The sequence below is a fragment of the Shewanella violacea DSS12 genome (assembly GCF_000091325.1).
GTDB classification, from domain to species: Bacteria; Pseudomonadota; Gammaproteobacteria; order Enterobacterales; family Shewanellaceae; genus Shewanella; species Shewanella violacea.
Genome location: NC_014012.1, coordinates 4,315,242 through 4,341,246, shown reverse-complemented (window position 1 = coordinate 4,341,246; position 26,005 = coordinate 4,315,242). Strand labels below are relative to the sequence as shown.

General features: G+C 47.7%; 12 protein-coding genes. All 12 read right to left on the bottom strand.

Annotated elements, in window-relative coordinates; genetic code table 11:
- Positions 1 to 42: 42 nt before the first annotated feature.
- The 12 genes from SVI_RS17985 to SVI_RS17930 all read right to left on the bottom strand — a co-directional run bounded on the left by SVI_RS17985 (position 43) and on the right by SVI_RS17930 (position 25,935).
- Complete coding sequence (locus SVI_RS17985) at positions 43 to 2,178, bottom strand: type I secretion system permease/ATPase (protein ID WP_070108860.1); 2,136 nt, start codon at positions 2,176 to 2,178, stop codon at positions 43 to 45.
- Positions 2,175 to 12,623 carry a T1SS-143 repeat domain-containing protein gene (locus SVI_RS17980; protein ID WP_013053081.1) on the bottom strand — a complete coding sequence of 3,483 codons (10,449 nt, stop codon included), beginning with the start codon at positions 12,621 to 12,623 and terminating at the stop codon, positions 2,175 to 2,177. The genes SVI_RS17985 and SVI_RS17980 overlap by 4 nt, the downstream gene beginning before the upstream one ends.
- Positions 12,624 to 12,647: 24 nt before the next feature.
- Positions 12,648 to 17,489 (bottom strand): beta strand repeat-containing protein, encoded by a 4,842-nt coding sequence (locus SVI_RS17975; protein ID WP_013053080.1) that lies wholly within the window; start codon positions 17,487 to 17,489, stop codon positions 12,648 to 12,650.
- A 287-nt stretch (positions 17,490 to 17,776) separates the two neighbouring features.
- A complete protein-coding gene (gene hemB / locus SVI_RS17970) occupies positions 17,777 to 18,793 on the bottom strand; it encodes a porphobilinogen synthase (protein WP_013053079.1) in 1,017 nt (338 codons plus the stop codon).
- An 83-nt stretch (positions 18,794 to 18,876) separates the two neighbouring features.
- On the bottom strand, positions 18,877 to 20,742 hold the full coding sequence (locus SVI_RS17965; protein WP_041420076.1) for a sensor domain-containing diguanylate cyclase: 1,866 nt from the start codon (positions 20,740 to 20,742) through the stop codon (positions 18,877 to 18,879).
- A complete protein-coding gene (locus SVI_RS17960; RefSeq protein ID WP_013053077.1) occupies positions 20,729 to 21,568 on the bottom strand; it encodes a TatD family hydrolase in 840 nt (279 codons plus the stop codon). The genes SVI_RS17965 and SVI_RS17960 overlap by 14 nt, the downstream gene beginning before the upstream one ends.
- Positions 21,568 to 22,110, bottom strand: a complete 543-nt coding sequence (locus SVI_RS17955) for a hypothetical protein (protein WP_041420075.1) — start codon at positions 22,108 to 22,110, stop codon at positions 21,568 to 21,570. The genes SVI_RS17960 and SVI_RS17955 overlap by 1 nt, the downstream gene beginning before the upstream one ends.
- Positions 22,111 to 22,185: 75 nt before the next feature.
- Positions 22,186 to 22,935, bottom strand: coding sequence for a twin-arginine translocase subunit TatC (gene tatC, locus SVI_RS17950; RefSeq protein WP_013053075.1), 750 nt, complete (start codon positions 22,933 to 22,935; stop codon positions 22,186 to 22,188).
- A 3-nt stretch (positions 22,936 to 22,938) separates the two neighbouring features.
- Positions 22,939 to 23,346: a Sec-independent protein translocase protein TatB gene (tatB, locus tag SVI_RS17945; protein WP_013053074.1), complete on the bottom strand. Its 408-nt coding sequence runs from the start codon at positions 23,344 to 23,346 to the stop codon at positions 22,939 to 22,941.
- A 6-nt stretch (positions 23,347 to 23,352) separates the two neighbouring features.
- Positions 23,353 to 23,592, bottom strand: a complete 240-nt coding sequence (gene tatA, locus SVI_RS17940) for a twin-arginine translocase TatA/TatE family subunit (RefSeq protein ID WP_013053073.1) — start codon at positions 23,590 to 23,592, stop codon at positions 23,353 to 23,355.
- 61 nt (positions 23,593 to 23,653) lie between these two features.
- A complete protein-coding gene (gene ubiB / locus SVI_RS17935; protein ID WP_013053072.1) occupies positions 23,654 to 25,303 on the bottom strand; it encodes a ubiquinone biosynthesis regulatory protein kinase UbiB in 1,650 nt (549 codons plus the stop codon).
- A complete protein-coding gene (locus SVI_RS17930) occupies positions 25,300 to 25,935 on the bottom strand; it encodes a ubiquinone biosynthesis accessory factor UbiJ (protein WP_013053071.1) in 636 nt (211 codons plus the stop codon). Before SVI_RS17930 ends, ubiB begins: the two co-directional genes overlap by 4 nt.
- Between the last annotated feature and the right edge of the window lie 70 nt (positions 25,936 to 26,005).

Here is a 26,005-nt window from a genome sequence, read left to right as displayed (position 1 = left end):
CGTTTAATTGCTGTGAGTAAGCAAGTGTGAACTTGTGCGGCATCATCCTGCTTGCTCCTCTTTGGGTCGAATCGTTACCGCCTTAATGCGACGCTTAAGTGAATTAGTCATATCCATTGGTGTTTGCTCTGTGATCAAGCCGCCCTTGTCCATCACTAAGATGCGGTCGCAAATACTGAGCACTTTAGGGTTGTGGGAAGAGATGATCATGGTGCAATCTCTGGGCTGAGATCTAAGACAGGCGATGATTTGATTTTCGGCGCGTTCATCCATGGCGCTAGTGGGTTCATCCAGGAGTAGCAGCTTAGGTTGTCTAAGCAGTGCGCGACCCAATGAGATAGCCTGTCTCTGACCTCCGGAGAGCTGGCGTCCGAATTCACCCACTTGGCTATCCAGTCCACTGCCGAGACGATCCATTAACTTATCTATTCCCGTGGTTAATAGAGTTTTGGCCAGCAGGTTTTCATCGACCTTTTTGAGGCCAAAAAGTAGATTATCCAGCACGCTGCCATAGACTAGATTAGGTTGCTGAGACATATAGCCAATATGGTCACGTATCTTTGCCGTAGACCATTGGCGGGCTTCCAATTGATTGTAAAAAAGTTGTCCCGAAGTCAGCTGGTATTGTCCGGCTATTGCCGCTAGCAGACTCGACTTGCCGGCGCCTGCGGGACCTAAGAGGCCTATCCGTTCACCGGGTTTGATGGTCACAGTTAAATCATTGAATGCAGGTATCGGCTGATCCGGGTAAGTGAAGCTGGCCGAACGTAAGGTGATAGAGCCATCGAAGGGGACTTTTGATGATGAGGTTAAGTTGTTATTTTGCTCTTGAGGTAGCGCTAAAATGGAGTCCACAGCGACTATCGCAGACTGGGTCTGCTTAAATTTCAGCAATAACATGGATATCTGATTGATGGCATTGGAGGCTCGGCCACTAAGCATAACGATAGCGATCAGTCCGCCCATGCTCAGGTTGCCTGCGTAGATCTGATATACACCGGTGAGAATAAGCCCTATGGTGACCAGTTGCTGGCTGTTCATCACGCTATGGGTCAAGGTATTAGAGGCGATGCGGGATTCATTTTGCCAATCGGCCAAGTTCTTGATGGTGTCTTCCCAGATGTGCTTCGCCTTAGCCTCACCGTTATTCTGTTTAGTTTCCACCAACATGTTGAGGGTTTCGATCAGGTGTGCCTGACGTTGGGTCGAAAACTTTGAGCTGTGCTCGATACTGGCCATGAGTTTCTTCTGCATGAAAAAACTGATCACCAATAAACACACCATACAAGTGATAGGCACAAGTACCATATAGCCACCGAGCCAGGCTATGAGTACCAAGAACAACAAGGTGAATGGCAGGTCAACTGCGGTCACTAAGGTGGCCGAGGTGATAAATTCTCGGATGCTGTCAAACTCTTGTAACTGTTTGGCAAAGGCCCCCGACGAGGCAGGCCTATGTTCCAGACGCATGCCCAAAACTTTACGAAACAGTAGGTTAGATAGCCTGATATCGACCTCTTTCCCCGCCACATCTGCCAGACGAGTTCTAGCCTGTCTGAGCAGCCAGTCGAAGGCAATTGCAATCGAAGCCCCGGTAGCCAGCACCCATAAGGTGTCCATGGCTTGATTCGGCACGACTCTGTCATACACGTTCATGGTGAATAAGGGAGTGACCAGAGCTAGGATATTGATCGCGAGGGATCCTAACAGGAAGCTCATATAGAATGGCTTTACCTCATCGAATGCGGCTACTAACCAATGTCTCGATGTCTGAATGCTATTTTCTTTTGCTCGATCGTCAAGTTCAGCCCTACGTGATAAATACCAGGCATCACGAAGAAACCTCTGCTTAAATTCGGCCATATCTAAGGTGAGTGTCTGTCCTTCAACATCGTAGAGCGTCAGTGTCGATCCATCTTTGCTATCGAGATAGAAGGGCTGTTTTTGTTGGTTGAAAACCAGCGCAGGCAGAGCCATCTTCTTGATTGGCAGGCTCTGGGGGGCAGCCTCAATTCCGCCGTTGATGAAGGCATCGGCTATCAAGTCTAGAGTGAGCTTACCTTTGACTAAAGGCAGGCCACTGGTGACTTGTTCACTGTTTATTTTCAATCCAAGATTTTGGCTCGCAATTAAGACAATAGCTAAAATTGGATCACTGTTCACTTTCGTCTCTATCATGTAACTTGGCTCATCAAGTTAATCTCATCTTGCAGATTATTGAGGGCTTCCCGGCTTGCTCCATCGGCAAAGGGTAAAGCCTGTGTATTGCTCGACTCAGAGGATATGTGGTAGAGCGGTGCTTCATCCTGTGAAAATGAATTTCTTATGGACTCGGCTAATAATGCTTGGGTCAATTCCGTCGCAGTTTCTTGATCCTTACTGCCCGAGACATGATAACTGGGGGATGCATCGTCCAGATCTTGCTTAGGATCAGTATTTGATCCTGAACCAGAACCTGAACTTGAGTCAGAGACTGTATTAACGTCTGGGCTAATGGAGTACAGAGGCGCTTCGTCATTTAATGTCTGTTTATTAGCGTCATTATTTAAACTAGAGTTTGAGCCAGAGCCTGAACTTGAGTCAGAAGCTGTATTAACGTCTGGGCTAATGGAGTACAGAGGCGCTTCATCATTTAATGTCTGTTTATTCGCATCAGTATTAATCGAGTACAGAGGTGCTTCATCATTTAATGTCTGTTTATTCGCATCAGTATTAATCGAGTACAGAGGCGCTTCGTCATTTAATGTCTGTTTGTTAACATCAGTATTAGAACCAGAACCAGAGACTGTCTTAGCGCCTGCAGGTGCAGGACTCAGCATCATCTCTTGTGGGGCCATAATATCTTGTGGGCTGTTAAACAAGTTTTCTATGGGAGCACCCTGCATCATGATGGCGTTGATATCGACTGTAACTGTGATAATGCGCACAGAGCCCAGCGCCGTATCGCCATTGAGCTCGGCTACAGGCTCTAAATTCAACTGGAATGTATCGCCATCGACGGCGCCGATAACCTTAAGATTTGTCAGATCATCCAGACTAACTATCCACTTGTTACCCACTTTACTGCCTGCTGATAGTGTCATGGTATCGGGAAGGCCTGAGATACTCAGGTTCCCCGTTTCTGTGGCCGCAGGGTTTTGTAGATCGACTCCTAAGTTCAGAGATACTTGGTTAGGATCCTTAGCGGTAATGTCGCCAACCTGAGTCCAGATAGGCGCATCGACCTGAGGCGTTATTTCAATATCAAAATATATGGTCTGAGGGGCGCTGGTGTCTGTTTCATCTGTACCCAGAACCGCCACCTTATCTACCGAGGCGATATCCATCTGCACGTTTAAAGTGCCGAAAGCAAGATTACCCGGATGCAATTCAAATGCAGACAGCTTGCTGGCCGATATGAGTAAACTTGCGCTAAAGACACCGCCACCGAGATCTGTGAAGGAGACGAAGTCACTACCGACCTTGATGCCATTAAGATCCACCAAGGCTGAGGTATCGGCTGAGGTGATGGTGATGGTGAGTTGCAGCAGTTCGCTCCCTGATAACTCTAACGCTTCGGCTGCTAGATCTATGATTATGATCTCATCTTCAAGACTCTCGTAGAGGCTCTCGGGTGCCTGAATAATTTGTACGCCATCGGCCACCGGAGATATGCCTACTATGATATTGGTGGAGGCGGTGACAAAGTCGTTAGTGCCTGTTTCTTGAGTAATGGCTTGGATTGATAAGGGAATATCACCATTGAAATCTTGAGGTGGTCTCATGACCAGATTAGCAAGCTGAGCCAGAGTCACAGACCAAGAATAAGTTGGGCTAGCATCGAAGCTGCCACCATCGACGCTATTGTTGGGGAGTTGTACCAGATCTCCCCCATCGCGGTAATAAAGCACGGCACCTTCCGGAACCCCTTGTATGCTCAAGAAGATCACTTCAGAACCATCGAGATCGATAAGACCTATCGAGCCGTTAGCGAGTGCAGATAGGTCTATATCTGAGTCTTCGAGTCCGGTGAGGGTCTGAGTGGTGGTTGGCATGTCGGCAGCATCTGTCACTGGCGTGACTGTGATGGTGGCGATATTTTCGAAACTCGCCTCATGGGTGACATCGCTACCATTAATGCTAGCCGTGTCGATTATGCTTCCCGTAAGTTTGAAGCGGAAATCACCACTTAGGTGTTCAGGGGGCACAAACTCAATCAGTGCCAGAGAAGCATTAAGCGTAACCAGATTATTACCAGCGAACAGGTAAGTGTCGCTTGTACCGGCTTTTAGACTCCAGAGGCCAGATGGATCGTTTAAGCCACCACCATCTAAGAGGGTGATTGAGATAGGTTTGCCTGGGTCGTTGAAAATAAGGGTTTCATTGCCACCGGTTGTCGAACTGGTATCTGAGTCCTGGAAGTTAAGGGCGATCCCTAAGCTGATAGGCTGATCTTCCAGCATAGTCTTGTTGGTGATAGTCAATGAGGTGCCATCGACTAAGGGAGAGATCTCTATCTCAAGCACCTGACTATCGTCAATCAGAGTATCACCGCTTATGGTATCTGTGGCTATGATGCGGATAGGGATATTAAGCTCACCGGCATAATCGGCACTGATATTGTGCAGCTGAAGATTTGCCAGAGAGGCTGAGGTAAACGTATATTCGATGACATTTTCGCCGCTAGCGTTATAAACGGCTCTTACATCGGAGCCTGTGAAGTAGCCACCTTGTGGTAGGTCTGAGACCAACACCCTGAAGCTTATCTGATCGTTCATGTCTGAGGTGATGCTCAGATTGAGATGGCCGGCAAAGTCGATAACATTATCTTCGATGGCGTCGGCTGGGGTGGCTTGTAACGGGTCAAGTACGCTTGCTGTACTGGTACCGGCATCTTGATCGAATTGAACCAAGAAGTTAGCACTGATGATTTCGGCATCGTCCCTGTCCAATACTCTGGCTTCGACGGTAATTAATTGCGGACCCGTGGCAAACTCACTGATGATTGTCGCCCCGGCAAGAATATCTAAGGCGGATTCCTGTGTGGTGTCATTGGTCATGGCCTCGACCGGAATTATCCAGTGGCCATTACCATCATTGATGGCGCCATTGGGATGACTGATATACCAGCCATCAGCGCTAGGCACTATGATAACCACATAATCGAGTACCTCTGAGCCATCGATATCTTCGTCGAAAAATAGTACCTGATTGGTGAGATCTATGGCGCTGCCATCTGTGCTAATCAGATTGGTTTGATTAGCCTTAAGGTGGGTATTGGCCTCGACTACAGCATCGACGATAGCAGTCACTTGGGTGGAGACGTACTCGCTTACGGTTTCCCCCGTCTCGGAGGTGTCTGTGATTTGGTATTGAATATCGAAACTAAAGCTGCCATCGGCATCTTGTGGCGGCACTACCGTCAGTCGTCCCGAGGCTAGTAAGGATTCAATATCAGGACTCGTACTATCGAGTAAGGTGCTGACATCTAGGCCCGATATGGGAATCGTGAGCTCGGTGCCATCTAAGGTGAAGATAAAGCCTGAGCCTGATTGAAACGGTATGATAAGGCCGGTTACTGTCTCACTGCCATCTGAGTCTGAGCCCAAAAATGGGGTGAAGTCCAGTGGGAAGCCTTGATCTTCTAAGCCATAACTCGTGGTGACCTGAGAGACCGTATTGGCATCTATCACAGGAGAAATATCGATATTCAGGGTCAGCTGATAGTCTGAAGAGTCACCATCTAGCTCGGTAGACTCGACAAAAATGGTTAAGCTGATTTGGCCACTGAAATCTTTCAAAGGTTGTAGGCTTAAAGTGGCGAACAAGGTGGCGGATGCACCATATACGGGCTGTCCGTTGATGAACTCGACCACAGGTAAGTTAACCTGAGTGCCGCTAGCGTCGACAAATATGACCCCTTGGGGTAAGCCGGCTATGCGCAGATCTAAGGTCTCAGATCCGTCGTCATCTGAGGTCACTATGCTAAAGTCGAGTGGAATATTTTGATCTTCTTTGAAATTAACTACGCTGGATATGAGCCCTGTGCCCTTATCTATGGTCCAAACCGCGGGATCGCCATTTATGGTAGGTACATCGTTCGCGACGCCTTTGAGTGAGATGGATAGGGTATCGGGATCGCTATAATTAGGGTTTGGATTTAACAGATCATCTTTGGGATCTATACCATCTTGGCTCGATTCGGTAGCAAAACTGCGAACCTTGATACTAAAGTCCCCTGAATTTGCCGAACTGGCATCTGTAGCGGGCAGCAGCTGGGCATTGCCCGAGAGTACATCTATGGCTAATACTGTCCAGACACCGCCACCCAAATCGACCACTGAATCTCCCTGTAGCGACCAGCCGTTGGGTAGAGTTAATTCAAAGCTTAAGGTTTCAGAGCCTGAATCATCGGTCAATTTACCCGAGAGCATATCTTTGAGCAGTATGGGGGCGTCTTCTTCACTGCGAATATCCCGAGTGGTGACCGTGGGCTTATCCGTTATCGGGGTGACGTCGAATGCCACAGTCTCTATGGTGCTAAGGGCCGTATCGCCATTATCGCCCTCAGTGGTCAGAGCCTGAATCGTGAAGCTGAAACGTCCGGCTAGGTTAGCGCCGACTTCGGCGACCAAGTTGTCGACTTGTTGCTGGCTGATGGTCATACCATTGGTGATTGGGGCTCCGGCTGAGCTCAGAGCCAGACCAGGAGTAATGCCATTTATGATATAGGAGATACTCTCAGAGCCCTGAGCATCGACGCCATTCTCATCTTTGGAATTGGCGTCCAGTGTTAAGCTTATACTGGAGTCATCTTCATCGAGACTATAGCTAAATATGCTGGCGTTATCCCATATAGGTACGTCGGCCACAGAGGCTATGGTAATAGGGACGCTGGTGGTGAGTGGGTCCTTGCCGACGATATTCACCGTGATCTCGAATGATGCTGTCACGGTCGCATCTGAGGCATCCTCCGCCGGAGTATAGGTTAAGTTGCCGTTGGGAGTAGCCACGCCTGTGATGGCGTCGATATTGAGATCACCGCCGGACAGAATATAGTTACCCGCACCATCCTTGGGCAGCTCGACCCCCTCTAACAAGAGTATTCCCCCCTGAAGGGCGGCTGTATCGAAGACCAGGCTGGTAATGGCTTCACCCTCATCGATATCTCCCAGAGAGGCCTGAACGGCCACAGTACCTGAGGTATCTTCGACAAAATCTGTGGTGAATACTTTTACCGAACCTCGCTGATCTTTCGCCGTGATGGCTAAGGTATCTATGACTATATCGCCGTCGGTATCGGTAACTTGAATGCTAACCATCTCACTAAACTGAGGAGCGGCATAAGCGAATTCGAATGAGGTTACGGTCGCCAGACCATTTTCATCGACGACAAGTTCACCATATTTTACCGACTTAGGATTCGCATCCGTCATCAGATCTATGATGACCCCAGTGTCGTATTCGACGCCCTTATAAATAACCTTAGTGACGCTGGCTCCATCGGCGCCTTGCTCGTCTGTCGAGAACATCTGTACGCTGTGGACTTTGTTGGCTGACTCGAAAAACGATAAGGTCTTTGCGGTGGCATCGGGCACATCGTCGGTGACAGTGACTGTAACCGTTTGGCTGGCAGACTTATCGCCATCGGCATCTAGGGCCTGGACCTGGAAGTCGATATTCAGGTCATTCTCTCCATTGCCAGCGGCATGATCTAGGGAGAGGAATTGTTTATATTTAACATGACCATTAGCATCAAATTTAATCTGAAATACTATATGGCCATCGCCGTCTCGCGTCGCTATATACCAGCCGTTGCCATTGGGAGTCCCGTTGAGGCTGATATTTTGTCCTGCACTCTTGTAGGCCCCTAAGGTGAAACCATCGGCGAGTTCGATACGGGCAATATCGTCTCCGCCAGGCAGGGCATTGATTTTTCCATTGGTGGAAATAACGCTAGAGGTGATGAGATCCCCCTCTAGAATGTGGAGTGTCACAGGGTCGGGTAAGCTGGCTTCCTTACCGTCATAAATATCTATGCTGACTTGACCTGTGGTGCTGGTGTTGTCACTGTCGATAACTTTGACGTTTACAGCCAAGGAGTCCATCAAGTCGGCCGTGCCTAAATGATCTATGGAGCCGAGTAAGGTGAAATCGATGGCGATAGTGCCACTGGTTCCCGCGCCAATATTGATATTTAAGGGCAAGGATATGGTAAATACTAGCTCACCGCTGGTGGTCACTCCTTCTACTGTGGCGCCATCGTCTTTGATCACCCAGTGAATGGCTTCTCCATTTTGAGTCAAGGTGGTGCCGTCGATATTGTTAACTTTGGCTCCATCGACAACATCGAACAGTACATCGACAATGGGGTCGTTACTGGCGTTGACCTTAAACAGTCCACTATCATCATTATTGAAACCAGTAACCGAGGGCACTTCGCTCACACTCAGGCTGATGCTATCTATGGTCGCTGCACTGGCGTCATTGACCGTCATGGTTAGCGTGGCCTGAGTGCTGTCGCCATCAAAATCTGTGACTGTGAGTTTGAAGTCGAAGTCTTCACCACCGACTTGATCGAAGGCACGATGCAGTGTGATGGTGTAATCCTGATTCACACTATCTGTCTGTGCATTCCAGCTTGCTGTTAACTCTATGACAAATACCGGATTAGAAATATCGCCTGTGTGTGCCGTCAAGGTCAGGCCATCAGCGCTGAGGCTGTAAACTATAGTCTGGCCACCTGAAGTCAGGTTTGGTTGTTGGCTTATGTCAGAGAAAGAAACCGAGGTGATAGCATCACTGCCTACTAAGATATCGAACTGTCCAGTTTGTTGTAGCGCTGGGCCTACGAGAGCATCTTCGGCGAAGGTCAGTTGGCTGATATTTGTCAGTTGAGGATTGTTGCCATCACGTATCTGCCACTGCAAGTTACCTAAGCCTATCTCAGTTCCATCGCTATCAGTTGCGGTGATCTTGGTATCTATATTTAAGATATTTAAAGGATCATGATCCATGGGCCTGAATTGGTCGAAGGTCACAGTGACATCGAGATCCTTGCCATTATTAATGCTAGTCAAGCTGAGAGTGAATATGGTGACGTCGGGCGTGCCTTGGGTAAATGCTGTCAGTGTCTTACCGTCGGCGGACAGCTCAAACTTAATGAGTTTCCCCTCGCTGGTAAGCATCTGGTTATCGAGATTACTTGGGGCTTTCGAATCGAAAGCCAGACTCGATGTTTGCAGTGTATCTGAGCCTCCGATTATGGTGAAGTTTTCACTTCTATTCAGGCTGGCATCTATATCTGCCTCTTGGCTAAACACCTGCACATCTGCCATCTGACCTGCTGCGCCGTCTTCGACGGTGAAGCTTGCGGTGGCCATGGCTGGACTGCCGTCTATATCGACTAGATGGTAGTCAAATTCGAAGCTCTGATTCTGGGTATTGTCTAAGTTATCTGCTGCTACAAATTGCCAGTTACCATTGCTCTGTACCGTCAGAGTCCCCTGAGTTGTGGCTATAACGGCTGGAGTACTTAGGGTAATGGGATAATCTGTGCCCAAGTAACTGATCTTGGTCAGTACCAGAGGTCCTTCGATTGTACCGTCATTACTGGTGAGAGAACCATTAGAGGTCATATCTTCGATGACGCTGACCTTATCATCCACCGGCAAAGGTGGTGTATCGTAGATATTGAGCACAGCATAGGTGATGATCTGCTCAGTGGTACCATCGCTGTCAGTCTGCAGCGCCTCGAGCTGAATATGAGTCGTGGTGTTGATGCCATTAAGCTCATCAAAGGGCTGATGTAAGGTGATCTGCAAAGCTGTGCCGACTAAGCTTGCTGTCATCACTGTTTCACCGTCACCATCTCGGGTTAGGGTGAAAGATAAGCCATCACTGGCAACATTGATGCTGAGGGCCTGATTATCTGAGGTCATGGTCAGCAGTTTGGCTTGATCTGCCGACATCTTAAGTACAGCATCCGGAATATCGAAGTCGATTGTGGTGCTGGTGGTTGGATCTAGGTTTAAGTGCACCTCAAACAGAGAATGAGCATCGGGCAGATCCAGTGTTGGCATCAGATCCTGAGCGCTGTTGCCCGCGAGATCGCTGACATCTACATCCATGGCCCAAGTACTGCCTTTATTAAGGCCGGAGACATCTAGGCTATCGAACTGCCAACTTCCATCGGCGTTTACTAAGGTCGTGAAGCTGACTGTATCGACTCCGTCAGTGACAGTTAGCGTCACAGTTTGGTTTTGCTCCACACCTGTGGTCGTCCCCGCAAGAGAATCTTGCCCGCCAGACATAAACAGGCTGACATCGAAGCCATTGACACCTGTGTCTATATCTATGGTTATTTGAGTATCTAAGGTCGCAGTATCCGATGCCGTGGCTGGATTCCCCGCGAGATCTGTCACTGTCGCCGTGGCGGTAAGCAGACCGTCGACTAAGCCTAAAGCAATAAAGTCTTGCAGCGGAATAGTCCATTGACCACCGGCTTGTACTGAGGTGTTGACCGAGTGAGTATTACCTGAAAAATCAGTAAGTTTTACTGTCACTGTGCGGCCGACTTCTATATTGGTCGTAGTCCCAGAGATTAGCACTGCGCCTAGCTCACTGCTGGCTAATAACTCATCGCTGCCAGTGTCTATCTCTATTGTGATGCTTGCGAGTGAGTCTTTGAGCGCAGAGGTGCTGCTGGTGGCTAAGTTGCCCGCCAGATCGCTAACAGATGCGTCGAAAGTGAGCGCTCCGTCTGTGAGGCTGGATAGATCGGCATCATTAATATTCCACACATCATTGATGACAGTGGTGGTAAAGGTTAATTCATTGAGAGCGGCATCACGTACCACCACAGTGATAGTCTGATTATTTTCGATATCTGCTGTGGTGCCGGATATATCCACCTTGTTCATCTCGGCGGCGTTAATGATGGCATCACTGACGTTTTGACTGGTATCGACACTGATAGTCACGCTGGCGAGGAGGTCGATGGGCGTACTTGTGTTAGCTGTCGCAGTATTGCCTGCTGCATCCATGACATTAGCCGTTGCCGTAAGCATGCCGTCTTCGAAGCCGGAGAGATCTTGCGCCGAGAGTTGCCATATGCCAGCGGTAACAATTGCGGTGTCGGTTACCGTGTTGGTGCCATCGGTTAGGGTCACAGTCACAGTGCGGCCGTCTTCGATATTAGTGACGCTTCCCCTTATTATAACTGTCGTCATCTCTTGGGGATTGAGGAGATCATTGTTATCTAAGATCTCGATGGATACCTGGGCCTGAGTATCTTTATGCAGTGATGTGGTATCACTGGCCGGATTACCATAAATATCTATGGCTTGGGTGGTGACACTGATGTCGCCATCGAGCAGGCTGCTCAGATCGAGATTGTTGACTAGCCATTGTCCGCCCGTCACTTGGCTGGTGAATGTCAGGCTGTTATTGCTGCTATCTGTGAAGGTCACAGTCACTGTCTGACCATCTTCTATATCTACACAGTCGCCTTGGAAGAGGGCAGATTGAACCGTTGTCGCATTTAGGGTTTGATCTTCTGTGGCTGGATTAAATTCAATATCCGCAACGACATTCTTATGCTTATTATCGATGGCGTTGGCATTGTTGCCAGCTATGTCGCTGACATCCGCCGTCGCTGCAATGGCACCATCGGCCAGAGAGCTAAGATCGACATTATCCAGTTGCCACAGGTTATCGTTAACTAGGGCCTGAAAAGTCAGGCTGCGGTTATTGATATCGGTAACTGTGATAGTGACTATCCGACCATCTTCAATATTGAGTGTCTGGCCATTAAGTGTTGTCGAGGGGGATTCGAACTGATTTAGGGTATCGTCACTACCAGTAGTTATCTCTATCGTCACCTTAACCGGACCGGTATCTTTCTCAATGGTATTGGTGTTGCTAGCAAGGTTGCCGGCCAGATCTGAGGTGTCGGCTTGTAATATGAGATTGCCGTCAGCTAAGGATGAAAGATCCGCATCTTTTACTGTCCATACACCGTTGCGCACTGTGCTGGTAAATGTCAGGCTGGTGCCTAAGTTATCTGTGACTGTGATTAAAACAGGGCGGCCGTCTTCTACATTGTCGACCAGACCTGCCAGCAGACTCGCGGCGGACTCAATACCATTGAGTACGCCGTCTGTGTCTATGGCCCCTATGGTGATGGCTGCCTGAGTCTCTTTATAGCGGCCAAGGTCTGCATGGGCTGGGTTGCCTGCCAAATCTGTGGCCGATACATTGAAGGTTAATGGGCCATCAAGCAGTGCCGATAGATCTGTGTTATCTAGGCTCCATTGACCTAAGGTCACTGTAGTGGTGAAGCTTAATGAATTTCCATCTTTATCGATAACTTCAAGGCTAACTGTCTGGCCATCTTCAATATCTTTAACTGTGCCGTAGATGTCAGTACTTAGTGTTTCGCTCTGGTTAATGACAGTATCTTTGCCGCTATCTACATTTATGGTGATACTGGCTTGAGTATCTATGGGGATATCGCTGGTCGCCGTGGCATTGTTACCGGCCTTATCTATGACTTGGGCCTCTGCCACTAAGCTGCCATCATCGAAAGCCGTCAGATCTACACCGGTTACGCTCCATTGACCGCCAATGACTGTGGTGGTCATGGTCAGCTCGTGTCCGTGCTGTCCTTAAAGTTGATGGTGACCACTTGCCCCGTCTTCGATATTAGTGACGCTACCTTGGGCTTCGATTGTGCTGATTTCTGCGGCATCGATGACACCATCATTGTCTACAATCGCAATGGTGACGCTGGCTTGAGTATCTTTTTGTGCCTTATCGCTACTTTCGGCTAGGTTGCCTTGTAAATCTGCTGAGGTGGCAGTGAATACTAGCTCTCCATCCGCAAGGGACGAGAGATCAGCATCTTGTATCTGCCAGAGTCCATTGACGACTGTGGTAGAAAAGGTGACGCGATGGCCCAAATAATCTGCTACCTGTATGGTGACAGCTTGTCCGTTTTCTATATCAAACACAGTACCGCTCATGTCAGTACCTAAGCTCTCGCTGGCGTTGATCACGGTATCGCTACCAGTGTCTATCTCTATTGTGATGCTTGCGAGTGAGTCTTTTTGTACTGAGGTGCTGCTTGTGGCTAAGTTGCCCGCCAGATCGCTAACTGATGCGTCGAAAGTGAGCGCTCCGTCTGTGAGGCTGGATAGATCGGCATCATTAATATTCCACACATCATTGATGACTGTGGTGGTAAAGGTTAATTCATTGAGAGAGGCATCACGTACCACCACAGTGATAGTCTGATTATTTTCGATATCTGCTGTGGTGCCGGATATATCCACCTTGTTCATCTCGGCGGCGTTAATGATGGCATCACTGACGTTTTGACTGGTATCGACACTGATAGTCACGCTGGCGAGGAGGTCGATGGGCGTACTTGTGTTAGCTGTCGCAGTATTGCCTGCTGCATCCATGACATTAGCCGTTGCCGTAAGCATACCGTCTTCGAAGCCGGAGAGATCTTGCGCCGAGAGTTGCCATATGCCAGCGGTAACAATTGCGGTGTCGGTTACCGTGTTAGTGCCATCGGTTAGGGTCACAGTCACAGTGCGGCCGTCTTCGATATTAGTGACGCTTCCCCTTATTATTACTGCTGTCATTTCTTGGGGATTGAGGACACCATCATTGTCTACAATCGCAATGGTGACGCTGGCTTGAGTATCTTTTTGTGCCTTATCGCTACTTTCGGCTAGGTTGCCTTGTAAATCTGCTGCGGTTGCAGTGAATACTAGCTCTCCATCCGCAAGGGACGAGAGGTCAGCATCTTGTATCTGCCAGAGTCCATTGACGACTGTGGTAGAAAAGGTGACTCGATGGCCCAGATAATCTGCTACCTGTATGGTGACAGCTTGTCCGTTTTCTATATCAAACACAGTACCGCTCATGTCAGTACCTAAGCTCTCGCTGGCGTTGATCACGGTATCGCTACCAGTGTCTATCTCTATTGTGATGCTTGCGAGTGAGTCTTTTTGTACTGAGGTGCTGCTTGTGGCTAAGTTGCCCGCCAGATCGCTAACTGAAGCCTCGAAAGTGAGCGCTCCGTCTGTGAGGCTGGATAGATCGGCATCATTAATATTCCACACATCATTGATGACTGTGGTGGTAAAGGTTAATTCATTGAGAGAGGCATCACGTACCACCACAGTGATAGTCTGATTATTTTCGATATCTGCTGTGGTGCCGGATATATCCACCTTGTTCATCTCGGCGGCGTTAATGATGGCATCACTGACGTTTTGACTGGTATCGACACTGATAGTCACGCTGGCGAGGAGGTCGATGGGCGTACTTGTGTTAGCTGTCGCAGTATTGCCTGCTGCATCCATGACATTAGCCGTTGCCGTAAGCATACCGTCTTCGAAGCCGGAGAGATCTTGCGCCGAGAGTTGCCATATGCCAGCGGTAACAATTGCGGTGTCAGTTACCGTGTTGGTGCCATCGGTTAGGGTCACAGTCACAGTGCAGCCGTCTTCGATATTAGTGACGCTTCCCCTTATTATTACTGCTGTCATTTCTTGGGGATTGAGGAGATCATTGTTATCTAAGATCTCGATGGATACCTGGGCCTGAGTATCTTTATGCAGTGATGTGGTATCACTGGCCGGATTACCATAAATATCTATGGCTTGGGTGGTGACACTGATGTCGCCATCGAGCAGGCTGCTCAGATCGAGATTGTTGACTAGCCATTGTCCGCCCGTCACTTGGCTGGTGAATGTCAGGCTGTTATTACTGCTATCTGTGAAGGTCACAGTCACTGTCTGACCATCTTCTATATCTACACAGTCGCCTTGGAAGAGGGCAGATTGAACCGTTGTCGCATTTAGGGTTTGATCTTCTGTGGCTGGATTAAATTCAATATCCGCAACGACATTCTTATTCTTATTATCGATGGCGTTGGCATTGTTGCCAGCGATGTCGCTGACATCCGCCGTCGCCGCAATGGCACCATCGGCTAGAGAGCTAAGATCGACATTATCCAGTTGCCACAGGTTATCGTTAACTAGGGCCTGAAAAGTCAGGCTGCGGTTATTGATATCGGTAACTGTGATAGTGACTATCCGACCATCTTCAATATTGAGTGTCTGGCCATGAAGTGTTGCCGAGGGGGATTCGAACTGATTTAGGGTATCGTCACTACCAGTCGTTATCTCTATCGTCACCTTAACCGGACCGGTATCTTTCTCAATGGTATTGGTGTTGCTAGCAAGGTTGCCGGCCAGATCTGAGGTGTCGGCTTGTAATATGAGGCTGCCGTCAGCTAAGGATGAAAGATCCGCATCTTTTACTGTCCATACACCGTTGCGCACTGTGCTGGTAAATGTCAGGCTGGTGCCTAAGTTATCTGTGACTGTGATTAAAACAGGGCGGCCGTCTTCTACATTGTTGACCAGACCTGCTAGCAGACTCGCGGCGGACTCAATACCATTGAGTACGCCGTCTGTGTCTATGGCCCCTATGGTGATGACTGCCTGAGTCTCTTTATAGCGACCAAGGTCTGCATGGGCTGGGTTGCCTGCCAAATCTATGGCCGATACATTGAAGGTTAATGGGCCATCAAGCAGTGCCGATAGATCTGTGTTATCTAGGCTCCATTGACCTAAGGTCACTGTGGTGGTGAAGCTTAATGAATTTCCATCTTTGTCGATAACTTCAAGGCTAACTGTCTGGCCATCTTCAATATCTTTAACTGTGCCGTAGATGTCAGTACTTAGCGTTTCGCTCTGGTTAATGACAGTATCTTTGCCGCTATCTACATTTATGGTGATACTGGCTTGAGTATCTATGGGGATATCGCTGGTCGCCGTGGCATTGTTACCGGCCTTATCTATGACTTGGGCCTCTGCCACTAAGCTGCCATCATCGAAAGCCGTCAGATCTACACCGGTTACGCTCCATTGACCGCCAATGACTGTGGTGGTCATGGTCAGCTCGTGTCCGCTGTTGTCTTTAAAGTTGATGGTGACCACTTGCCCGTCTTCGATATTAGTGACGCTACCTTTGGCTTCAATTGTGCTGATTTCTGCGGCATTTATGACATCATCATTGTCTACAATCGCAATGGTGACGCTGGCTTGAGTATCTTTTTGTGCCTTATCGCTACTTTCGGCTAGGTTGCCTTGTAAATCTGCTGCGGTTGCAGTGAATACTAGCTCTCCATCAGTAAGGGACGAGAGGTCAGCATCTTGTATCTGCCAGAGTCCATTGACGACTGTGGTAGAAAAGGTGACTCGATGGCCCAGATAATCTGCTACCTGTACGGTGACAGCTTGTCCGTTTTCTATATCAAACACAGTACCGCTCATGTCAGTACTTAAGCTCTCGCTGGCGTTGATCACGGTATCGCTACCAGTGTCTATCTCTATTGTGATGCTTGCGAGTATGTCTACTGGGAGTCTTGTGCTGGCGCTAGTGGGGTTGCCCGCTATATCTAAAGTTGCGGCTGTTACCTTTAGGCTGCCGTCATCGAATCCTGAAAGATCTATATCATTAATAAACCAAGCGCCTGATACTACTAATGTTTCTAAAGCTAAGCTGTGGCCATTATCATCGGTAAGACTCACTGTAACGGTTTGGCCATTTTCGACATTATTGACCTGTCCAGTGAGGTTTAAAGCCGACATTTCAGTAGCATTGAGAAATTGATTTGTATCGACAATCTCGACTGTGATGCCTGCTTGGGTATCCTTAATCGAAGTGTCTTGGCCTTTATGTGCAATGCCTGGGTAGCTCGGCGCTGTGATCTCTGCGGTTATTACACCATCGGCCAAGATTGAAATATCAAGATCTGTGACTTGCCAGCTTTCACCTGTCACAAGAATATCTAAGCTTATCTGCTGACCATAAATATCGGTCAAGGTAAGGAGCAAGGCTTGGCCATCTCTGGCATCTATGGCCTGTCCTATCAGGTCGACAACTGGGGTTTCGACACTATTTATGTAGCCATCGCCAGCATCCTGGATAGCTACGGATAGCTGGAGAGTTAGAAAACCGTCTTGTTCGACTCCGCTGTTTTGCTCGTCACTTAGATATTTACCTAAACTGTCCCCCCTGGTATCGAAACCAGAGGTAGGTGTTAAATGGTGATCTGTATTGGCGATCAGTTGAAAACCTAAATTAATCCCTTGTTGATTAGGAGTTACCTCAGCTGAGTCCGAGGTCTTTGCATGACTTGTTTGGCTAACCCTCGAATCTTGCTGGGCATCGAAACGACCGCTTAGATGAGGTGCTATGCGAACCGCAATATCCAGTGGCAGAGTCTCACTCTTTTCACTGATAAGTATGCTTGGCAGCTGATCACCGTCGATTTGTATATCATCACTGCTTACTTGATAGAGCATAAGTCCAGAAATGATGGAGTCGGCTGGGAGCGGAAGCCAGTGCTTACCGGAAGTTACTGCCCAAATATTATCATTCGATTGCACATAGTAGAGGATTGCCTCTGACAGAACAGCCATGTTTAGCTTCCTTATTAAATCTGGGTTCTAGTAGTATAAGAATGAAAAATATACAAATTCGGTTTTGTTACGATATATTCTATTGTCTGTTGCCGATATTGCAATCTTTTTAACTAGTATGGTGTTAGGTGGGTATTTTGTTTCTTAAGTGGGTATTTAAGGAGGTAAGTGTCGATAATGATGTCAGAGCCTGCTAATACCAGCTTTAGCCAGTAATAGGCAATATCTAAAAATAAAAAAACCGCATTAAGCGGCTTTTTTGGGGGGAGATAAATCTGCTAGCTAGATTATTTAACGGCATCCTCTTTTAGCCATTGTGCCGCCCGCTTAGCAAAGTAAGTCAGTACACCATTGGCTCCGGCGCGTTTGAAGCAAAGTAGCGACTCCATCACTATGGCTTTCTCGGCTAACCAGCCATTCTCAATGGCAGCCATGTGCATGGCATACTCTCCGCTGACCTGATAGGCAAACGTTGGTACGGCTAATTCACGTTTAACTCGGGTAACGATATCCAGATAAGGCATGCCAGGCTTGACCATGACCATGTCGGCCCCTTCCTGAATATCCAGTGCCACTTCATGAAGTGCCTCATCACTATTGGCTGGGTCCATCTGGTAGCTATGCTTGTTGCCACCTTTGAGGTTACCTGCCGAGCCGACGGCATCGCGGAAGGGACCATAGTAGCTAGATGAGTATTTGGCCGAGTAGGCCATGATCTGCGTGTTGACGTGACCGGCAGCTTCTAATGCTTGGCGTATGGCACCGATACGACCATCCATCATGTCCGACGGTGCGATAATATCGGCACCCGCTTCGGCATGGGACAGGGCTTGCTTGACTAAGATCTCAGTGGTGATGTCGTTAAGAATATAGCCATCTTCATCTATGATGCCGTCCTGACCATGGGTAGTAAACGGATCCAGTGCCACATCAGTCATCACACCTAGCTCTGGGAATGCTTCTTTTAGTGCACGTACGGCACGCTGTACTAATGCATCGCCATTGTAGGCTTCTTCCGCTAGCAGTGTCTTCTTCTCCGAGGGTGTTACCGGAAAGAGGGCGATTAATGGTATGCCTAAATCGACTAGCTCTTGCGCCTCTTTAAGCAGAAGATCTATGGAGTAGCGCTCAATACCCGGCATAGAGGCAATACTCTCGGTGCGATTATTTCCTTCGAGCACAAACATGGGGTAGATTAAATCGTTTACCGAGAGGGTATTTTCGGCCATCAAGCGACGGCTAAAATCATGTTTACGCATGCGGCGCATTCTGCGCTGAGGAAAAGCACTGGTAATTATATTCACTTTCGACTCCTACTAATACTCAGATAATATTCTGTGTGGCATCGCCACCAATGGGCTTGTCTGAGTGTTGTTGATTATGTGACTTAAAGAGGTTGGCTATACACCATGACTCGGTTTCTTCCCTCGTTCTTAGCGCGGTAGAGAGCCTTGTCAGCTTGTTCGAGTAACTTAGTTGGATCTTGGTCCCGTTCGATGATTTCGGCACTGACACCGATACTTATCGTGAGAGGAATGGAGTGTTTTTTCCAACTTATGGGGAGTTCGCTAATCGTTTGTCTAATCAGCTCAGCGACCTGCATCGCACCTTCTTCGCCAGTGTTGGGCAGTATAATCGCAAACTCTTCTCCGCCATAACGCGATACCAGATCTCCCGGACGCTTTAATTGCTCTTTCAGTGTTTGGGCGATTAATCTGAGGGCCTGATCACCGGCTAGGTGACCGTAATTATCATTGATGGACTTGAAGCGATCGATATCTAACATCAATAGCGCCATAGGTGTTTGTTGTCTTCGGCTGAGACGTCCCTCTGCCAGTAAACGTTTGTCGAATGCCGCTCGATTCTTGACACCAGTTAGGCTATCTACTGTGGCCTGCTCGGTGAGCTTCTGGTTGGCCTCGTTGAGTTCCCGTAGGGCAATCTCCAGTTCGAGAGTCCTCTCCTGCACCATAGATTCAAGTTTCTCATTACTCCGGGCTTCGACTCTCTGGGCGTGCTCCCAAGCCTCACGGGAACGTTGAGCTTGAATTGCGGCTTCTTGCTGGGTTTTTAACTTTGCCTTACGCTCATCGTTATACCTGATGGCCAGTACCGCAGCCATGAAGATAATTTCAAATAACAGGCCCAGCATTAAAGGGGTTAAATGGGATATCGGCAAGTCGACTAAGCCAAGATACATGGCACTGGTAACAAAGGAGCCGACTAACATGCCGCTCCAGGCTAAGGTGTATAGCTTAGCGAGTTTATGGCCCTTAAAGGCTTGAATTAAGGCCATGACCATCATGAGAGTCGTCACTACCAGTACGGTAATGATATTGACGTATAGGCTTAAAGAGTAGTTTAAAAAGGGTGCCAATAGTGCCAGTAAAATCGAGAATCCGGCGCCATATCGACAGAGCCTGAGCATGGGCAGGTTATGGTGCTTAAGCTGTAATATTTTTTCGGTAAATAGCAGGGCAAAAAATATTGCCATAGGTATAAGAAACGGGATCATGTATTGCTGTAATAAGGGCCATTGTGGCCAGATAAATCTAAATGCGTAACCGTGCAAGGTTGCCACTAGCAAGGTCACGGACAATACGTATCCAGCATAATAACTATAACTAAATGAACCTGAAGTGATGGCGATAAATAGGCTAAATAATCCGATGGCGGTGAGAGCACCTAGTTGAAAACCGTTGGACAGTGAGCTGGTTTCGACATCTTTTGCGAAAGAATTTGGTGATGACAAACTCAAGGGCAGGGAGGCACTGCCTTGGGTCTCTATCTTTAAATAAAAAGTATGTAAGACATTCGGCTCAAGCTGAAAGGTGTAGATAAAATTATTATTGATGATGAGACTTTCAGTAAATGGCAGACTGTCACCCATGATGATTCGATCGATCACCTCACCGTTCACCACATGATAGAGAGAAGCGAGATCAATATGGGGGTTGGCCAAGGAAAGTATGCGATCTATCTGGTGTCTTTTCGGGTTATAAATACTGAACTTAACCCAAAATGCTGCTACGCCTATACGATTGTTATAGGTGGGGGTTAGACGTTGCCAGTGTCTGGCGTCCAGTTTTTTAACTGCATCTATATTGCCTGCCTTCTTCGCCGGAGCGTAATACAACCAAGGTGCCAGTTCCAGGGCTATACCCTCATCTCCGACGGCGAGTATGGTTTCAGCGCGAGCATGGAAACTGAAGAGCAGAGCGAAGCAGATGAAAATAAAGCTAAGGTGCTTCATAGGATCCACTTCTTTTAATGCTGAGATCGTCAGTTTGATTTAAACCGAAGAAATTGACGCTATTTTCATAGACACGCTGGGCAAATTCTTGATGATTTTGGCCTCTGAGATCGGCGATATATTCAGCAATGTAGGGCAGGTATTGAGGCTTATTCTTACTGGACTTAGGTTTAGGTCGCATGCTGCGGGGCAGCAAGTATGGGCTATCTGTCTCGATAAGAATTCGATTGTCTGGGATGTCTATGACTAATTCGGCAAGTTCCTTACCTCGGCGCTCATCACATACCCAGCCGGTGATCCCTAAGTGAAGATCTAACTCCAGATAGGCTTGCATGCTTTGTCTGTTGCCGGTGAAGCAGTGCAGTAAGGCTCCGGGTAGGGAATGTCGATACTCTTTTAAAATAGCCAAGAAATCTTCATGGGCATCGCGCTCATGCATGAGTACCGGCATTTGCAGCTCAACTGCTAGTGCGAGCTGTGCTTCGAAGGCTTGTCTCTGCATGGGTCTGGGAGAAAAGTCACGATTGTAGTCTAAGCCACATTCACCTATGGCAACGACCTGAGGGAAGGCTGCGAGTCGTTTGATTCGTTCAGAACTATCGGCTTGCCATTCACTGGCATGGTGAGGGTGTACGCCAGCTGTGCAGAACAGCTGTTGAGAATATTGCTGGCAACACGCTATCGCTTGCTCGCTCTCATTGAGCTCGCTACCAATAACAATCAGCGGCGATACCCCTTGGGCCGCCGCATCTTGGATCACATCCTGAATATTTTTTTCAAGTGCGCTGCCAATGAGATTGACAGCAATATCGATATATTTAGACATTACTTTAAGCGTTTAACTCTGATAGTAGAGTTACGCTCATCTGTGCCTAAGATGAAAGAGCCCAGTGCCGCTTTTTCAATAAACACATTTTGCCCTGCTTTAACCTTGAAGCGGCGACTATCACTCTGTTTCCAGACTTGGCCATTGCTAAAGCTGATTTTAAGGGCGCCATAGGCATCTTTAGATATTGAAGCTATCTCCATATAGATCTTAGTTATTTCATTCTTAGTTTCTTGTTTGTTTTTCTTAAGGCTAGTCTTGCCAAACTCATCTTCGATATTGGCTGGAAGCGTGGCAGGAATAGCAGTGACAGCTTGGGCTTGAGACGCTAGGGCGACACTCGTCGCCGCAACAGTTGTTGTCGCTGGCGCAGTACTCATGGCTCTAGGTGTATTTTTAATACTGGCTGCTACCTGGTCATAACAGATCAAGCGATCTAACTTATCCGCTTTGGCACTACAGGTCAGCAGGTCTTGGTCTAGGCCTGCTGTAGCTTGTGTCGATATAAGTATCGCAGCTGCGGTAATCCAACTTATGCGCATTAATATTTCCCTTATGATATTTGAGCGCGCCATGTTTAACTAATTGGCTATTGCTTAGTTAGTTTTCTGGCCAGGTTAATCCTGTTTCTCTTGCTCATCGTCTTCTTCAGTATCCTTTTTACTGTAGAAACGTGCAGCAATCAATCCCCCTTCGAATAATATCAGCATAGGAACTGCCAACATAGTCTGAGAAATGATGTCTGGTGGTGTCAGCAGCATGCCTATAACGAAGGCGCCAACAACGATATAAGGACGTTTAGCTTTGAGCTCATCTGGGGTCGTCACACCGGCCCAACAGAGTAAAATTACAGCAATGGGGATCTCGAAGGCTAAACCGAAGGCGAAGAAAAGTTTAAGCACGAAGCTCAGATAGCTGCTGATATCCGTAGCAACTTGGACACCTTCCGGAGCCACATTGGCGAAAAATCCAAATACGACAGGAAAAACGACATAGTAGGAGAAGGCAATTCCTAGGTAAAACAAGATGGTGCTACTGGCTAGCAAAGGTATCATCAAACGCTTCTCATGTTTATACAAGCCTGGTGCGATAAATGACCAGATCTGATACAAGACATAGGGGATGGCGATGAAGAAAGATAACACCAGAGTCAGCTTAAATGGGGCAAAGAAGGGCGCCGCCACATCTGTTGCAATCATGCTGCTTGATTCAGGCAGAGCCTGCATCAGAGGCGTTGCCATATAATGGTAAATATCATTGGACCAATAGGCCATACAAGCAAAAACTAAGACCACACTGGTGATAGCATGAAGCAAACGCGTGCGTAGCTCGAGTAGATGACTGATAAGAGGCTGCTGTTGCGACATGGACTATCCGTTAGGTTTTTCAGTGTTTGAGTTAGTTGAGCTAGTCTCAGGTGTACTGGTCTTCGAAGGTAGGAGATCTGCGGCCGAATTTTCGCTGGCCGAAGGAGTTTCTTCTACCTTATAGGGACGATTCACCGATTGAGCTGCGTCTTTTAATTGATCGATAGAATCCTGTAACTCGGGGGAAAGATTCTTTAAACCCTGATTTTCAGCCTTTTTCAGATCTGAATGCAGTTGCTCAATTTTCAGCTCCTGCTCGAGTTCATCTTTCACTGAGTTGGCCATATTTTTCATGGCGCGGATCCAACCAGTAAGTGAGCGGATTGCTACCGGTAGTCTTTCAGGGCCGAGTACCACAAGCCCTAAAATACCGATCAACAATAGCTCCATAAAGCCTATACCGTCGAACATAAAGAGTTACGCCTGTTCTTTGTCCTTAGACTCAGGCTTCTTTTCAGTAGCCGCTGCAGAAGTGTTAGCTAGATCTGAGCTATTTTCTTCTAATGATTTTTTCTCGTCTTCGCTAGACATGGCGTTCTTAAATCCTTTGACCGCGCCGCCTAAATCACCACCTAGTGAACGTAACTTTTTAGTTCCAAACAATAAAATTACAATCACCGCGATGATCAGAAGTTGCCAAATTCCCATGTTACCCATGACGTTTACCTTATAAATATGTATATAGTTCTATTATGAACTTATGGTTAATTAGTGCTAGCTAAAACTTGCGATTCTTTGGTCTGGTTCGCCAGCCCAGCAACCAGAGTAAGGTGCCTATGGTGAAACAGGTATAAGAAGGCCATAGTGTAGCGTCTTGATTAAACAAAATAGTGCCACAGATCACTAAAACTGCGGATGTTAGCAAAAGGTAGTTACTTTTATGAGCCTTTTGTTGCTGTTTGAGGTAACGCTCCAACATCTTGTTCTGTGATTTGACAAAATTCTTGCCTACCTTGAGGTTGTCGTACACCAGCTCGGGGATCTCTGGGAGTTTATCGACCCAGTATGGCATCTCTTGCTTGATCTTCTTCGCCATCGCCTTGGGGCCGACTTGTTCCGACATCCAATCTTCCAAGAAAGGCTTAGCTGTTTGCCACAGATCCAGCTGAGGGTAGAGTTGACGTCCCAAGCCTTCGATATAGAGCAATGTTTTCTCCAGCAGCACCAGCTGAGGCTGAACCACCATGTCGAAGCGTCTCGCGGTGCGAAATAGCTCAAGTAGCACATGACCAAAAGAGATCTCATCTAATGGCTTGTTGAACATGGGCTCACACACTACCTTGACCGCCTGCTCGAATGCGCCGATATCTGTATCCGCTGCGACCCAGCCAGACTCGATATAGAGTTGGGCAATTCTGCGATAATCACGATTGAAGAAGGCGAGGAAATTTTCAGCCAGATAACGTTTATCTTCCTCGGTCAGAGTGCCCATGATGCCGCAATCTAAGCCGATATAGTAAGGATCGTCCGGATGCTCTCGGCTGACAAATATATTGCCTGGGTGCATATCGGCATGGAAGAAGTTATCTCTGAATACCTGAGTGAAGAAGAGTTCTACACCACGCTCGGCCAACTTTTTTAGGTTAGTGCCTTGGGCTTTCAGCGCGGCCATGTCCGAGACTGGGATGCCGTCGATCCGCTCCATTACGATTAAGCGTCTGAAACACAGATCTTCATACATGTAGGGAATGTATAGGGAATCTGAGTCGAGGAAGTTGTCTCTGAGTCTGATGGCACTGAGGGCTTCTAACTTGAGATTGAGCTCACCTTCTATGGTGGTACGGTAATCTTCAATCACTTCGGCCGGGCGCAAACGGTTGCCATGGCCCAGTAATGCCTCAAGAAAGTTGGCGGTCTGAGACATGAGTTGAATATCGGCGTGAACCTGAGCCTCTACATCTGGGCGTAGCACCTTGAGTACTACAGCCTTGCCGTTGGATTTTAGCGTCGCCGTGTGTACCTGTGAAATAGAAGCCGATGCCAATGGAGTATCATCGAAGTCATCGAAGTAAGTGTCGATAGGCTTACCTAACTCGGCCTCGATCATTTCTCTGGCTATGGCCGAGTCGAAGGGCGGCACCCTGTCTTGCAACATGGCAAGTTCTTCGGCCCACTCATCACTGAGTAGATCTCGCCTGGTAGAAAGCATCTGGCCAAACTTGATATAAACCGGCCCTAGTTCCTGCATAGCAAGCTTTAAGCGCTCGCCGCCTATCTTATCTTTGTGCTTATTTCTAATCCAAAATAGACAGTTTCGCACTAGCCTGAAGTACCAAGGAGTCATTTTAGAAGGAATTAACTCATCGAGCCCATAGTGAAGGGATATCTTGATAACTTGATAAGCTCGTCTGATACTTTTTAGCGTCATGTCTTAACGTTCGCCTTTTGGGAAATGTGGCCTTGTAGGTGTTTGATTCGTTTTTCTATGGCGTCAACATCAACCACCAGATCATCGATTCGATCGCCTAAATGAATAAACTCAATTTTATGAGGGGCTAACTTATATTCTTCGGTGGTGAGTTGGCCTATGTGAGATCGACTCTTACGCAAGATGTTAACCAGATCTGATTTGACCTGCTTCACACCTTTAGTCAGCAAATGAGTCGGAGCATCACCAATATAGCGGGATAAAGGTTCGGCGAAGTCAAACTCCACCTGATGCATATAATGACTGAAGGTCTGCAGCAGGCTGAGATCGCCTTCGATACTGAGCTTGTCCTGTTTTATAAGCTCGGTAAGGTTAGCTCCTTCTGTCAACTGATACAGAGTGGTGATGTCGGCGTTGACCTTAGTGGTTACCTCACCTTCATACAGACTCAATACCTGAATTTCACCAGAAAAAACCAGATAGATTGGCCAGCTGAGCTGGCTCAATTGAATACACAGCACCTTGCCATGGAGAGTACGCAATTTGGCATACTCCTTGGGAGACTGGGCAAGGACTTGTTTGAGAACAGTCTCAATCCCGGCGCTGAGTAGCAATGCCATTTCACGTTTCATAAGTTATCCCATGACTGAATTCAGGCAGGTATTCGGGGTATTCTTGTTGAGTATAATTGCTCAAATACTA